The sequence below is a fragment of the Embleya sp. NPDC005575 genome (assembly GCF_040605455.1).
Classification (GTDB): Bacteria; Actinomycetota; Actinomycetes; order Streptomycetales; family Streptomycetaceae; genus Embleya.
On record NZ_JBEXCV010000193.1, the window covers coordinates 1 to 14,075 of the forward strand.

At 70.5% G+C, this 14,075-nt stretch carries 12 protein-coding genes and 2 pseudogenes; 5 read left to right on the plus strand and 9 right to left on the minus strand.

Annotated features, from left to right (window positions below; translation table 11 throughout):
* Positions 1 to 1,740, minus strand: a pseudogene (locus tag ABZS54_RS37715) (hypothetical protein); the annotation flags it as partial.
* Positions 1,741 to 2,889: 1,149 nt separating this feature from the next.
* Positions 2,890 to 3,225: a hypothetical protein gene (locus ABZS54_RS37720; RefSeq protein ID WP_355546539.1), complete on the minus strand. Its 336-nt coding sequence runs from the start codon at positions 3,223 to 3,225 to the stop codon at positions 2,890 to 2,892.
* Positions 3,226 to 3,339: 114 nt separating this feature from the next.
* Here ABZS54_RS37720 and ABZS54_RS37725 point away from each other — a divergent pair, with 114 nt between their 5' ends.
* Positions 3,340 to 4,470, plus strand: coding sequence for an IS30 family transposase (locus ABZS54_RS37725; RefSeq protein ID WP_355546561.1), 1,131 nt, complete (start codon positions 3,340 to 3,342; stop codon positions 4,468 to 4,470).
* Positions 4,471 to 4,541: 71 nt separating this feature from the next.
* On the opposite strand, the gene ABZS54_RS37730 is transcribed toward ABZS54_RS37725, so the two are convergent.
* Positions 4,542 to 5,045 (minus strand): ATP-binding protein, encoded by a 504-nt coding sequence (locus ABZS54_RS37730; protein ID WP_355546541.1) that lies wholly within the window; start codon positions 5,043 to 5,045, stop codon positions 4,542 to 4,544.
* Positions 5,046 to 5,607: 562 nt separating this feature from the next.
* On the opposite strand from ABZS54_RS37730, the gene ABZS54_RS37735 reads away from it, so the two are divergent.
* Genes ABZS54_RS37735 through ABZS54_RS37745 form a run of 3 tightly spaced genes read left to right on the plus strand, consistent with a single transcriptional unit; the run spans position 5,608 to position 8,692 of the window.
* Positions 5,608 to 6,129 carry a PadR family transcriptional regulator gene (locus ABZS54_RS37735; RefSeq protein ID WP_355546543.1) on the plus strand — a complete coding sequence of 174 codons (522 nt, stop codon included), beginning with the start codon at positions 5,608 to 5,610 and terminating at the stop codon, positions 6,127 to 6,129.
* The gene (locus ABZS54_RS37740) at positions 6,126 to 6,872 is read left to right on the plus strand and encodes an ABC transporter ATP-binding protein (RefSeq protein ID WP_355546545.1); all 747 of its coding nucleotides are present in this window, start codon (positions 6,126 to 6,128) and stop codon (positions 6,870 to 6,872) included. Before ABZS54_RS37735 ends, ABZS54_RS37740 begins: the two co-directional genes overlap by 4 nt.
* 5 nt (positions 6,873 to 6,877) lie before the next feature.
* The gene (locus ABZS54_RS37745; RefSeq protein WP_355546547.1) at positions 6,878 to 8,692 is read left to right on the plus strand and encodes an FtsX-like permease family protein; all 1,815 of its coding nucleotides are present in this window, start codon (positions 6,878 to 6,880) and stop codon (positions 8,690 to 8,692) included.
* 397 nt (positions 8,693 to 9,089) lie between these two features.
* Here the strand turns inward: ABZS54_RS37745 and ABZS54_RS37750 are convergent, their stop codons facing one another.
* Both ABZS54_RS37750 and ABZS54_RS37755 read right to left on the minus strand, forming a co-directional pair.
* Positions 9,090 to 9,752, minus strand: a complete 663-nt coding sequence (locus ABZS54_RS37750) for a response regulator transcription factor (protein ID WP_355546549.1) — start codon at positions 9,750 to 9,752, stop codon at positions 9,090 to 9,092.
* Complete coding sequence (locus ABZS54_RS37755) at positions 9,749 to 10,873, minus strand: sensor histidine kinase (RefSeq protein WP_355546551.1); 1,125 nt, start codon at positions 10,871 to 10,873, stop codon at positions 9,749 to 9,751. The genes ABZS54_RS37750 and ABZS54_RS37755 overlap by 4 nt, the downstream gene beginning before the upstream one ends.
* Positions 10,874 to 11,092: 219 nt before the next feature.
* On the opposite strand from ABZS54_RS37755, the gene ABZS54_RS37760 reads away from it, so the two are divergent.
* Positions 11,093 to 11,485, plus strand: coding sequence for a DUF6223 family protein (locus ABZS54_RS37760; RefSeq protein WP_355546553.1), 393 nt, complete (start codon positions 11,093 to 11,095; stop codon positions 11,483 to 11,485).
* Positions 11,486 to 11,735: 250 nt separating this feature from the next.
* On the opposite strand, the pseudogene ABZS54_RS37765 reads toward ABZS54_RS37760, so the two are convergent.
* From ABZS54_RS37765 to ABZS54_RS37780, 4 genes and pseudogenes are all read right to left on the minus strand, one after another.
* Positions 11,736 to 12,339: pseudogene (locus ABZS54_RS37765) on the minus strand (sigma factor-like helix-turn-helix DNA-binding protein); the annotation flags it as partial.
* A gap of 262 nt (positions 12,340 to 12,601) precedes the next feature.
* A complete protein-coding gene (locus ABZS54_RS37770; RefSeq protein ID WP_355546555.1) occupies positions 12,602 to 12,745 on the minus strand; it encodes a hypothetical protein in 144 nt (47 codons plus the stop codon).
* Between the two features lie 103 nt (positions 12,746 to 12,848).
* Positions 12,849 to 13,502, minus strand: a complete 654-nt coding sequence (locus tag ABZS54_RS37775; RefSeq protein WP_355546557.1) for a hypothetical protein — start codon at positions 13,500 to 13,502, stop codon at positions 12,849 to 12,851.
* Positions 13,503 to 13,644: 142 nt separating this feature from the next.
* On the minus strand, positions 13,645 to 14,004 hold the full coding sequence (locus tag ABZS54_RS37780) for a hypothetical protein (RefSeq protein ID WP_355546559.1): 360 nt from the start codon (positions 14,002 to 14,004) through the stop codon (positions 13,645 to 13,647).
* Between the last annotated feature and the right edge of the window lie 71 nt (positions 14,005 to 14,075).

Consider the following 14,075-nt stretch of genomic DNA (forward strand, 5'->3'; position numbering starts at 1 on the left):
GGCGCCGTCACGGGCCTGGGCGGCGCGTTGCTCGGCGCCTTCCGCGTCGGCGCGCCTGGCGGCCGCCGTCTGACCCGCGGTCTGCGCCTTGCCCAACTCCGTTTGCGCGTTCTCGCGTTGGGACTGGGCTCGGGCATCGGCGGCCTGCGCGCGGGCGCGTTCGGTCTCCGAACGCGTCCTGGCGATGGCGGCGTTGCCGCGCTCGGTCTCGGCGGTCACCCGCTTGGCCTGCGCGTCGTCCGCGGCTGTCTTCGCCCGCGCCTCGGCCTGCTCGGCCGTGGCACGGGCGGTCGCGGCACGCCCGGCGGCGTCCTTGGCCTGCGCGGCCTGGGCGACCGCGACATCGGCGGACGCCTTCGCCTGCGCGGCGGCCTCCTCGGCGGCCTTGCGCCGATACTCCGCCTGCACCGCGGCGGACTCGGCCTTCGCCCGCTCGAACAGGGCCGCGCTCGTGGCGCCGGTGGCATCCGAGGCGCTCGCGGCGGTGTCCGCGGCCTTCGCGGCGGCCACAGCGGCCGGGGCCGAGGCCTTGGCCACCTGCGCGGACTGCTGCGCGTACAGCAGACCCCGACCACGCGGCAGACCGGCCGCGTCGGAGATCCTCCCGGCAGCGGCCTGCGCCGCGGTCACCTTGTCGGCCTGCGCCTGCGCCGCGATCGCCGCCTGGTTCGCACGCGTCGCCGCGGACCTCGCGCCCTGGCGGGCGGCCGTGATGTCCGCGCTCGCCCGAGCGAACTCCGAAGCCGGGGCCCGGGAGCCGGCGGGCTTGGCCTGCTCGGTGCGCTGCCACGTCAGGAGCTTGTCCGCGACCCACGCCTGACCCATCGACTCCGCCATCGCGTCCGCGGCGATCCGCATCTGACGATGCGCCTCGATCTCCGCCGCCACGATCTGGTTGCGCTGGACCGCCTGACCGGCCTGCTCGGCCTGCCATTCGCGATACGCCGTCCCGGTCAACTCCCGCAGGACGTGGTAGGGGTCGTCCGGGCCGAGGTAGTCACACGCCGCCCACCGGTTCTTCAAAGCCTCGACGTCGGTGCGGTACTCCAACGAATCCTTGGCCAACGGCTTCTCGGGGATGCCCCCGTACTGCATGTAACGGCGCAGATCGTCCGGCGACCAGACGGACTTTCCCGCGTACCAACGATCGGGATCCCAGTACTCCTCCTCCTTATACAAGGGGGCGGCGATCTCCGCGACACGATCGACGGACGTCTGGGACGCACGGGGGACGATCTCGACGTTGAAGGGGTTGTACTGCTCGCCGCGGAGGAACTTCTGTATCTCGGGGTCGAACTCCGGGACCTGGTAGTCGTCGTAGCCGAGCTTGTAGGACTTGAGCTTCTCGCTCCACGCATTCTGGCGCGGATAGCGGTCGGCCTCCGGGAAGTTTGCGCCACGTCCCTGACTCCACGCGGCCTCCAGCGGCGAGTTCCACATCGGCTGCGGATTGCCGACACCGTCGAATGCGGTTCTCCACTGTGCCTCGGTGAGCGTTGCCTCAAAGGTTCTGGCGGCCTCGCGCTTGAGGGGAAGGTCGCCGACGTGCAGGAGGAAGGCGGTGCGGCATTGACCTGCCCGGGCGTTCTGCCCCAGTGTCGAACGGGGTTGCAGGATCCCCCCGCCCTCGTCATCGGGGATGTCGCCGTCATCCGCGGCGACATGCACCGAAGCCTTCTCGACCGCCGCGGGTGTCACGGCTTGGGCGAGGGACATCGTCAGCGACGTCGCAGTGACCATCGCGGTCAGCGCGAGAACACGGGCTGTTCGGCGACGGGCTGCGGCCCGTCTGCCGATGGGTATGGATGTGGTGTTGTTCATCAGGCCGTTCCGGGGAATCCCCCCACGCACGGCGTGGAGGGGGAGCGAACGCACACCGAAGCAGACCGGCTGGATACCGGCCAACACCACGACGCGCGAAAGGATTTGCCCGCCTCTGAGTAATCGTCAGTAACGCGAGCCACCCGAAACTATCCGGTGCGTTGCCACCCGCGGAAGCACAATCCCCAAATCCGCCGAACAGCCACCGAGTAAAACCCCCGCATCTCAACCGAAACAGGGTCTGGAGATGAACCCGCCAAGCCGAACGCCCGATAACCTCCCCTTAAAGAGAATTCTTGCCGGGTCGAAAGGCGCGGCCCGGGACGAAGCGACGGTGAGCTTCAAGGAAGGCGCCGGGTACCGAAGCGCCGCCCACGATCCGGGCACACGAGTAGCGGCTCCAACCGCGGTTCATCGCGCCGATCATGGTGTGCCCGGCGGTCCGGTCCCGCCGGCTCACCGCCGCAGGGCCGCCCAGCAGACGCTCTGCCTCCTGCTCGGCCGGAACACCCGCACGACCTGAGCGCCGGCGCAAGTAGCCGCTGTGCCCTCGTCACGACGTGGCGGCGGCACAGTCGCACGCAGGGCTGCGGATGTCGGCTGCAGAAATCGAGCTCGACGTGATCGAAGCCGCACGGTGAGGGAGCGCAACTCCTGTGGTGACGCGGTGCCGATGTGACGCCGCCACGCGCCGCCCCCGAACCCGAGGAGTTGGGCCGCGTCGTCCAGGAGCGCGAGGCGGTCGGAGGCGAGGGCGGCGGCGATGACCGCGCGGATGTCGGGTTCGACACCGTTCCAAGGAGTTGCGGCGGCCGCGGAGCACCGCGACGGCACGCTCGTAGCGTGCGGTCAGAGCGAGTTCGTCGTCCGGGGTGTCCACGAACTCGCCGATGTAGCGGAGCCATTCCGGGAGGTCGACGCGTGCCTCGTCGTCGAAGGTGGCGTGCCGCAGCCCGTCGCGGACCTCGGACAGGGTGCCCATGGTCAGGCGCGTCTCGGCCCGGCCGCGCAGGGCGTCGAGTGTGGCGTGATACCAGCCGGGTTGCGGCGCGGTGGGTTGGTCGCGCGTCAACGCTGCGGGAAGGTCCAGGTGGCGTTGGGCAATCCGGCCTGACTCAGCGAGTGGGACACGGCCTGCCCGTCGAGGATCTCGAGGTCCACTCCATGCGTCCCGCGCGCGTGCTCCTGGAGGCCATGCCGGTTCGCCACGGGGACCTCGTACGCGGCGAAGAAGGCGACACGTTCCACGGGCGTGCCCTTGGAACAGATCAACCGCAGGTCCGTACGGATCTTCTGGTCGAGGGGCGCCTTCCGGACGGACGCGGCCATCACCCACGGCCGAGTGGTCGCCCCGCCGATGAAGCCCCCGGCGCCGGGGAGCTTGGGTTCTAGGAGTCGTTGCAACACCCCAGCTCAAGGGGTGCGATGGACTTCGAGATCCGTGAGAGCCGCAAGGTCCAGGGGCGCAAGAAGTTGCGGCGAGAGCGGGAGGAATACTTCCGCCTCGTGCAACAGGGATTGAGCAACCGGGAAGCCGGTCAACGCGTCGGCGTCAACGAGCGGACCGGCCGAGAATGGCTTCATGGGCGGCCGGGCGGTCGCAAAAAGAGGCCGAGTGCGCCCGCACGTGACACGCGGGCGGCCTCGGCCTCGTCCCGGTATCTGTCGGAGGCCGAACGCCTCCACATCGCGGACCGATTCAGGGAACGGGCCACGGTCCGGGCGATCGCCGCCGAACTCGGCCGCAGCCCGTCCACGGTCAGCCGGGAGATCCGCCGCAACGGCACGGCCGGCCGAGGAAACCTGTGGCACTACCGGCCCTACGCGGCCCAGGCCCGCGCCGAAGCCCGTCGCCTCCGTCCGAAACGGGGGAAGATCGACGGCAATCGCGAGCTGCGGGACGCCGTCCAGACGGGCCTGGACGAACGGTGGAGCCCGGAACAGATCTGTCACGCCTTGCGCAAACGGTTCCCCGACCGCCCGGAGATGCACGTGGTCCACGAAACGGTCTACCAGGCGCTCTACGTGCAAGGACGCGGAGAGTTGCGACGCGAGTTGGCCGGTGCCCTACGGACCGGACGCGCCCGCCGCAAACCCCAGCGCCAGGCGAACTGCCGACGACCCCGCTTCGTCGCTCCCATGGTCATGATCAGCGATCGCCCCGCGGAAGCCGACGACCGGGCCGTGCCCGGCCACTGGGAAGGCGACTGCATCCTCGGCAGGAACAACGGCTCCGCGATCGGCACCCTGGTCGAACGCACCACCCGCTACGTGATGCTCGTGCACCTGCCACACGGCCGCACGGCCGAGGACATGAACGCCGCCCTGCACGCCACGATCCGCACGCTCCCGCCTCATCTGACGCGTTCACTGACCTGGGACCAGGGAGCCGAGATGGCCGGACACCGCGCCTTCAGCCTCGCCACCGACATCCCGGTCTACTTCTGCGACCCCGGCAGCCCGTGGCAGCGCGGTTCGAACGAGAACACGAACGGCCTGCTGCGGCAATACTTCCCCAAAGGCACCGACCTGTCCGTCCACACCCGCGAGCACCTCGACTTCGTCGCCGCCCAGCTCAACAACCGCCCACGCAAGACGCTCGGTTGGGAGACCCCAGCCGAGCGGCTGTCCAGTGCTCTGACCGCATAGGTTCGCCGGGTTGGTGGTCAGCGGTTGGATGTTCCGTGACGACTGTCCGACCATCGGAGGGCTTCGGATCCTCAAGCCGAGGATTGCATGACGACCTGCTCACCCTCTTCACTCGGTTCCTCGAAGTTGGCCAGGTAGCGGTTGAACAGCTTCGCATCCACGGTGACGGAGTTGGCGCCGTCCTCGCCGTTCCGTACCACGAGGCGACGCTCCAGCACCGTCCGATCGGCCTTGAGATAGAGCAATTCCCAACGACAGCCGTGACTCTCGACCAGCGCCTTGTAATCATCACGGGCGGCGCGACTCCAGAAGCTGTAGTCCACCACAACGTCACACCCGGCCAGCATCAGCTCGACCAACTCCTGCCGCTGGTCGCGGCGGACCTCTTCCTTGAGCTGGTCGAACGCCTCCGCCTCCAGCACCAGGCCGGCGTCGCGCTGCCCAAGTCGTCGCCAGACCACCTCGTCGATCGAGAGCCGAGCGTAACCGCGTCGCACCAGTTCCATCGCGTAAGTACTCTTGCCTGCTCCCGGAAGACCACACATCAGCACCACTGTGCTCACTTGCTGAGTCATTGAGCCAGGTTAGAGCCGGAAACACGCCCCCCTTTGTGGCCACGAGGGCGCCCGCTGGAGTGGGCCCGCCGACCGACCCGGCGAACCTACGCGGTCCGAGCCCTAGCTAGAGTCCTCACCGCCTAACCAAACCGAACACGTGTTGCAACGATTCCTGGAATTCGCCGTGCCGAAGTTCCGCGGACGATATCGCCGCCGTCGCCGCCGCTCGGTGGATCGCGTTCCTCAATGATGTGGTGTCGTTCGGGGTGTCCAACGTCAGGTAGAGGTCACGACGCCTGCTGCTCTTCGTCTCTTCGTCTCTTCATCGCCGAGGACTCGCGGGAACGCGGCTGCGGCCGGAGCCTCTGGGAGCCGCATATCGCCGGCGAGATTACCGAGATCGACGTCCCGTGCACGCACTCGAACATGGTCGAACCGGCGATACTCGGACGAATCTTGCCAATGATCGAAAACTGGCCGGCGGGCCGTTCCTGACGTGCTTTATGTCGCTCTCACCAGGGAGCTGACATGGTAGGTATAACCGTTAGCTGATGAGCCAACGGTTATACGAGGGGGCGTGATGCGGCAGGAAGTGGTCCTGGCGATGCTGGCCAAGGAGCCCTCTCACGGCTACGAGCTCCGCGCTCGGCTGTGTGACGCGCTCGGCCCGCTCGGCGAGTCGATGAACGCCGGGCACATCTACGTCACGCTCGCCCGGCTGGAGAAGGCGGGCCTGCTCGTGGTCGAGACATCCGCCGACGGTGACCGGGAGCGGAAGATCTACGCCCTCACGGCCCGGGGCCGGGAACGAGTCTCGGAGTGGATCGTCGACGTGGGATGGCCGCGGCCCGACCTCGCGGAGTTCCATCTCAAGCTGATCGCGTCCGCGTCGGCGGGGCTCGCCGACCCGCTCACCCTCGTCGACACCCAGCGGCGCGAACTGCTGCACCGACTTCGGGACGCGCAGCGCGCCGCGATGGACGAGCCGAAGGGTTCGGCCGCGCTGCTGCTGCTGGAAGGCATCGTGCTCAGGCTTCAGGCGGATCTGCGCTGGCTCGAGGCATGCGAGAAGAACATCACCCGCCAAAGGAGTGGATCATGAGCGAGGCTGCCGACGCACCGGTGCTGAGCGCCCGCGGTGTGCGCAAGGAATACGGCAGGGGAGAGGGCCTCGTGCGCGCCGTCGACACGGTCGACCTCGACGTCGCCTCGGGCGAGACCGTGGCGATCATGGGCCCCAGCGGCTGCGGGAAGTCCACGCTGCTGCATCTGCTCGGCGGGCTGGACAGGCCATCGAGCGGCGAAGTGACGCTGAACGGCCGGCGCATCGACGACATCAGCGAGAAGGCCCTGGCCCGCGTGCGGCGCAGCGACGTCAGCTACGTGTTCCAGTCGTTCCACCTGATGGAGGAGCTGACGGCTGTCGAGAACGTCGAGCTGTCAGCGCTGCTCGCCGGCCGCGCACCCCGCGCCTCCCGGAAGCGGGCCGGGGAACTGCTGGAACAGCTGGGGATCGGTGACCGGGCCGGACATCTGCCGTCTCAGCTGTCCGGCGGGCAGCGGCAGCGGGTCGCGGTCGCCCGGGCGCTGTGCAACGAGCCGCTGGTCGTCCTCGCCGACGAGCCGACCGGCAACCTCGACAGCGCTGCGACCCTGGACGTCCTCCAGCTCTTCAGGGACCTGCACGAGTCCGGCCAGACGCTGGTCATCGTCACCCACGACGCCCGGATCGCGGCCACCGCCGACCGGATGTTCTCGATGCGGGACGGCTCCCTCGTCGACGAGATCCAGCTGACGGGTGGCACCACCGGCCGGCTCGGGGCGCTGCTCGGGCTGGAGGACTGACCGGCATGGGGAGAATCCTGCTGGTGGCCCGGCTGGCGATGCGCGACCTGCGGCGGCGGCCCACCGAGGCCGCACTGCTGCTGATCGCCATCATGGCGGCCACGACGACTCTGACGCTCGGCCTCGTCCTGCGGGATGCCGCCGGCGACCCGTTCGGGACCACCCGGGCCGCCACCAAGGGCCCCGACGTGGTCGCCAACGTCGCCGACGGCTCCCAGCTGCCCCGCCTCGAGCAGCTGGCGTCCGCCTCCGGCGTGACCGCGCACAGCGGGCCGTTCCCCGTCACCTCCGGGAAGATCGAGGCGTCCGGCCGGACCTCCGACGTGGAGCTCGTGGGAAGGGACACCGCAGACGCGGCCGTCGATCAGCCCAAGCTGTCCGCCGGCGACTGGGTGTCGTCCGGCGGCATGGTGCTGGAAGCGTCCTTCGCCCGCTCGCTCCACGTGGGCGTCGGCGACTTGGTAACGATCGCCGAGAAGCCGTTCAAGGTCGTCGGCCTGGCCGTCTCGGCCGCCTCGGCGCCCTACCCGGGGACGTCCTGCATCGTCGCGGTCGGCTGCATCCACGGTGCGATTCCCCACGACCGGAACCTGCCGTCCAACCTGCTCCACAACCCCGGCCTGGCCTGGGTCACCCAGGCCGACGCGAAGAGCCTCGCCACCGGCGCGAGTTCGCTGTCCTACGTGATGAATCTGAGGCTCGCCGACCCCGAGGGCGCGCCGGGGTTCGTCGACCGGAACGGTGGTTCCCCCTTCCTACAGAGCTGGCAGAGCATCCGGTCCGACGCCACCGACGTGGCCAAGGACTCCCAGATCCTGCTGCTCATCGGCGCCTGGCTGTTGGGTCTGCTCGCCGTCGCCAGCCTCGCGGTGCTGGTCGGCGGTCGGATGGCCGATCAGACCAAGCGGGTCGGGCTGCTCAAGGCGGTCGGCGGCACCCCGGGCTTGGTCGCTGCGGTGCTGCTCGCGGAGTACCTGGTCGTGGCAGTCTTCGCCGCTGCGGGCGGGCTGGTGATCGGCGCGCTGACCGCACCGCTGCTCACCGAGTCCAGCGCCGGCCTCATCGGCAGCGCGGGGACGCCGTCCGTGAGCGCCCCCACGATCATCGCGGTGACGGCGGTGGCACTCGGCGTCGCAGTGGTCGCGACCGCGGTCCCGGCTGTGCGGGCGGCCCGCACCGGCACGGTCAGCGCGCTCGCCGACTCGGCCCGCCCGCCCCGCCGCACCACCTGGCTGATCTCGATGTCGCGGCGGCTGCCCGTCCCACTGATGCTGGCCCTGCGGGTCGCGGCCCGCCGCCCGAGACGGGTGGTTCTGGGCGTGATCAGCATCGCGGTCACGGTCAGTGGCATCTACATCCTGCTGGTGCTCAACACCTTCCTCGGATCGCAGACCGGTAGCGGCGGGTACACGCCCGACCAGGTGGACACGCTCCGGCACGTGCTGATGGTCTGGACGGTCATCCTGCTGGCCCTGGCCGCCGTCAACGCGATCGTCATCACCTGGGCGACGGTGCTCGACAACCGGCATACCTCGGCCCTGGCCCGGGCCCTCGGCGCGACTCCGCAGGAGGTGTCGACAGCGCTGGCGACCGCGCAGGTGCTGCCCGCTCTCCTCGGCGCGATCCTCGGCGTCTTCCCGTGCGGCTGGCTGCTGCTCGCCGGCATCAACACGATCACCGGCGCCAACGGCGACAACGCCAAGCTCCTGGCGCCCTGGCAGCTGACCACCCTGACGCTCGGGACCGTGGTGGCGGTGGCGGTGCTCACCGCGATCCCGGCGCGCCTCGGCGGCCGCCGCCCGGTGACCGACACCCTCTGAGCCCGGTGACCCTCAGGAAACGGCCCCGCCGGAAGACGAGGCCGTTTCCGTGTGCAATTGCGCATCCACATCAGTTGGACACCGGTGGACAGAGGGCGTGTGGGCCGCGAGGGCGTCGGCACGTTCGGGGTCGCCGAAGTGCCGGACCTGTTCGCGTCGTTGAGCCGGCCACCGGGCGAACTCCCGCTCGCCCCGGTCGCGGCAGACAGCCCTCGGCGCCGCCGCCTACGGCCTGCGCCGGACCCTCACCCGCGCCTGACCGCCCCGAACACCCCCGACCGGACACCAGGCAGCAACTCCCCGGCACATGTGGTGCCGCACCGCGGTCGGCGCAAGCGCGTGCCGCCGGGCCGTTGCCTCGGCGGCCTCGGGAGTCGGCCGCCGGTGGTCGTTGCGGTCATTGGTGGTGTGCGGTCACCAGGCCGGATTCGTAGGCGAGGACCACGAGTTGGGCGCGGTCGCGGGTGTGGAGTTTGGTCATGGCGCGGTTGATGTGGGTCTTCGCGGTCAGCGGGCTGATGACCATGCGGTCGGCGATTTCGTCGTTGGACAGGCCCTGGGCGACCAGGGTGACGGCTTCGCGTTCACGGTTGGTCAGCTCGGCCAGCCCCGTGACGACGCCCGGGCGCAGGGGCCGGGCGACGTAGCGGTCGATGAGCTTGCGGGTGATGGAGGGGGCGAGCAGCGCGTCGCCGCGGGCGGCGACGCGCACCGCGTGCAGGAAGTCCTCCGGCTCGATGTCCTTGACGAGGAATCCGGCGGCGCCCGCTCGCAGTGCGTCGAAGACGTACTCGTCCAGGCCGTAGTTGGTCAGAATGACGACGTGCACCCGGGCCAGAACCGGATCGGCGGCGATGAGTCGAGTCGCCTCGATGCCGTCCATCACCGGCATCTGGATGTCGATGAGCGCGATGTCGGGCCGGTGTTCCCTGGCCAGGGCCACGCCCTCCTGCCCGTCGGCGGCCTCGGCGACCACCTCGATGTCGTCTTCGAGGTCGAGGAGCGCGCGGAATCCGCTGCGCAGCAGCGGCTGGTCGTCGACCAACAGGACTCGGATCACGAGGTTCGCTCCACGGGGAGTTCGGCCTGGACGGTGAAGCCGCCCTCGTCGCGCGGTTCCGCACGCAGCCGGCCGCCCAGCGCGGTGACGCGTTCGCGCATGCCGAGCAGCCCGACACCGGGCGTCGGTGCGGTGTCCGGCGCGGCCTGGCCGTCGTCGTCGACGCGTATGGCGAGGGTGTCGGGGCGGTAGTCGATCAGCACCGACGCCGTGGCGGGGCCGGCATGTCTGGCGGTGTTGGTGAGCGACTCCTGGACGATCCGGTAGACGGTGCGGCCCACCGCGGCCGGCACGTCGAGCCGCGGTCCTTCGATCCTCAGACTCGCGTCCAGGCCGGTCGTGCGGAACCCTTCGACGAGTTCCTGGACGTGGTCGAGGCCGCGCGGCGGGGTCTTCTCGTCGTCGCGCAGCGCTGCCAGGGTCGCCCGCAGTTCCCGGCTGGCCTCGCGGCCGGCCTCCCGGATGGCGAGCAGGGACTCCGGCACCGGCTCGCCGCGCTTGCCCGCCAGGTGAACGGCGACTTCGGACTGTACCTTGATCACCGAGATCTGGTGGACGAGCGAGTCGTGCAGCTCCCGCGCGATGTGCAGTCGTTCCTCGTCGGCGCGGCGCAACGCGGCCTCCTCCCGGGTCCGTTCCGCCTCGTCGGCGCGCCGCTCGGCCTGGCGTAGCGCTTCACCCGCCGCGCCGGCGGCGACCAGCCAGGCCAGTTCGAGGGCGCCGCGGGCCTGCGCGTACGCCTCACCCATGTCGTGCAGGGAGACCAGGGCCGCGAGCGGGAGAGCGGCGAGCAGGACCACGGAGGCCGCCACGGTGACCCTACGGTGTCCGGCCCGCATCGCGGCGTACACCGCGAACAGGAACGCGACCACGGGCACGTCGAACCCGGCCGCCTGATAGCCCACCGCGCACAGCCCGGTGACGGCCAGCACAACAACCGGGGCCCGCCGCCCGGCGGCCAGCACCAGGCCGCCGCCGACCAGCAGTGCGTAGCCGACCAGGTCAACAGGCGTGGCGGAGTGCTCCGCGGACAGCCCGGTGACCAGCAACGCGGCCGCCACACCGACGGCGACCACCCAGTCCCTGACAGCGGCCCGGACACGGAACCTTCCTGCGCTCATCCGCGCACCCTAGCCGGGATCCGCCCGCGGGCGGATCCCGCTCACGGACGAGCGGCCGGCTACCGCATCTGCGGTAGCGATGCGGCTTCTGCGGCGTCCGCAGCAGCCGGATACCACGCCGACGGCAGAGCGAAGTGTCTGCGTCCGCAAGACGACCGCAGGCGGGTCGGGCGGACAGGCTCAGGTGCCATCCACTCGTACGAGAAACGGGAGCACACCATGTCAGTCCGATCCGCGATCACCGCACCCGCGGCCGCGTACGTCACCGCCCAGCCGGTCGCCGCCGGTGTCTCCGACATGAGCGCCGGGCGACTCGGCGCCGGCTCGGCCGCGATCGTGGGGCTGATCGCCGTGGCCCTCGGCGGCCTGGCGCTGGCCCGCGCGGCCGGTCGCATCGGCACCGGCCCCGGGCGCAACGGGGCCGTCGCCGCAGTGATCGCGGGGCCCCTGGCCACGGCCGTCGGCGCGGTGGTCGCGGCCACCGCCGACGGCGGCCTCGGCACCGGCAACGGACTGGGCGGAGCCTACGTCGCCATGCTGGTGGGGCTGCTCGGCACAGTCCTGGGCGCACTGGCCCTGACCCGCTCCCGCCACACCGAAGCCACCGGCTGACCACGGCACCGACGAGCGCGTCCGCGTGAGGAGCCGCCCCCGGGACCGGCGTTGAGCCTGTGCCCGGTGGCGTGCCGGCCCCGGCGGACGGACAGGGAACAGTCCGGGCAGATCAACCCGGGGCGGTCCGAGGCGCTGCCCCGGGTTGGAAGGCGGTTGGCAGCGTCCCGACGCGCCGCGCTCCCGTGACGACCGCGGGCACGACCCCCGAGACGCCCGTGTCCAGGTCTTGGTGTCGGTCGGCCCGGGGTCACCTTTGGGTGATGAGCGGTGCCTCCGGTTCGGATTGCCGCCAGGCTCCGGTGAGGCGGGCGAGGCGGGGCCGGGGCGGGGATGACGCGCAGGGTGACGATCTGGCCGCCGGTGATGTCGAACGTGACCGCGCCGACGACCCGGTCGCCGAGTACGAAGAGCATGGCGGGTGCGCCGTTGACGACCGCGTAGTGGACGGTGGCGTGCCGCCGGCGAGTCGCCGTTTCGCGTCTGTGGGCTTGAAGCCGGCCCGGGCGATGGCGGCGATGCGCTGCGGGGTGTCGTACCGCAGCAGCGTCTCGGCCGGGCCGGCGGCATCGGAGTCGGAAATCGCGGTCGCGTCGTCGGTGAGCAGCGCGACGAGGCGTTCGGGGCGGCCGGGAGGACGCGGCGGCGAGGAACTCTTCGACGATCCTGCGGGCGAACGCCGGGTCGACGTCGCCGCCGCGGCGGCGCGCCGAGGTGATGCGGCTCCGGGCCCGGTGGAGGTACTGCCAGCCGGCGGCCTCGGTGATGTCGAGGATCTCGGCGGTCTCGGCGTGACTGTGGGAGAACGCCTCGCGCAGGAGGTAGACGGCGCGCTCCAGGGGCGCGAGGTGTTCCGGTTGTCGGCCGCGAGTGTGACGAGGGTGCCATCGGACAACGAAGCGATTTTGTGGTGTACCCACGGCGGCTGGACTGACCAATCGCTGAAATGATCGTTCATGCCCGAAACTAGCGGGCCGGTCAGTGCTGTCGTTCACGTTGATCTCTACGATCAACCGGACAGTTACTGCGGCGCGGGTGTGAACCGGGTGGAAAATCCTCCGGTAATGGCGATCCTTGAAAGTGGCTGTGGTGCGTATTTCCAGCGGGACGGTCGCTTCAACGGGCCGACGTTGACCGCACGTCGAGGTTGTTGACGGTGTTCATCCGGGCCACGTCATCCGCCCTGACTTCCTCCCATGCCTCTTTGACCTCCCACTTCGAAATCTCAAACGGCTCGACCTGTGAGTTCAACTGGTTCACCGAAACTCCTCCCGGACTTCGTCGTCCGGAAAGCGCGAGGCGGGCGCGCCGTGTGTCGGCAACGCCCGCCCCCGATGCGGCCCACCAGGCCGCGAGCATCCGCTCAGGCGATCCGGAACTTCACCGTTTCGATGTTCGACGCGACCCCGAGCGCCTTCAGGTCGCGGGCGTCCACGGTGCCGTTCCCGTCGGCGTCCGGCACGGTGGCCGGCGCGTCGTCGAGTACGCCGTTGTGGTTCAGGTCGTCGACCACCGCGACGGTGAGCACCGTGTCGGTGTTCGTGCCGAAGAACGCGCCGCCCACCAGCCAGCTGTCGGCGATCGTGCTGCCGCGACGGCCCTGTTCGGCGATCGCGGTGACGTTGAACAGGTTCGCCAGGTTGGTGCCGGGGCCCGAGAAACCGGGCTTGTCGGCGACGGTCGTGGACAGCAGGACGACGACGCCCGGCAGCTTGTCGTCCTTGCCGGGCGAGAAGGTGCCCGCCGCCGGAGGCACGTTGTTGTGCTTCTCCGGCCCGGTCAGCTGCGGCCCGGTCCAGCCGGCGGCCTGCAGCCCGTCGCGGTAGCGGACGTTCAGGTCGAGCATCCACGCCTTGCCCTCGATCCCGGTGCTCGCCCCGGCGCGCGGGGTGAGCACGTCGACGTGGGCGGCGCGGCTCTTGTCCGAGCCGTCGGCCAGCGCGGTCGGCGCGAGCACCGCGACGGAGGCGACTGCAAGGCCGAGGGCGGACCAGCGCAGCGCTTTGGTGTGGTTCATCAGTTGCGTCCTCGTGATGGGCGGGCCTCGCCGGGGTGCGAGACGGTCGCCGGGGGATACGGACGGAACCTCCGCGTGCGTTCAGCACATGACGAACAATCATGGGAATTCCGCATCGTGCCGTGCCGCGCCTGACGACTCGTCACGTCGTGACCGGCACACGCAACGCCGGCGGCCCGCCCGGCACCGTGCTGAGCCCGAGCGCGACCGCCCCCTGGCGACGCATCCCCGCGGTCAGTTCGACGGAGACGGGGCGCTCGCCGAGCGCGGTGAAGCTGCCGGCCGGCACGCGCGAGCCGTCCGCCCGTTCCAGCCACACCATGTAGTGCTCGCCCTCGGGCAGGCCGCTGACGTCGAGCCGGAGGCTGACCCCCCACGAGTGGTCGGTGAGGTACGCGGTCGCGTGGGTGCCGCCCGACGCGTAGGCGACCTGCGGCCGCGGCCGGTCCGGCGAGTCGAGTGCCGACGTCAACAGCAGCACCCCCGCGACCGCGTACCTCACCGACCACTCGTGGGGGGTCAGCCTCCGGCTCGACGTCAGCGGCCTGCCCGAGGGCGAGCACTACATGGTGT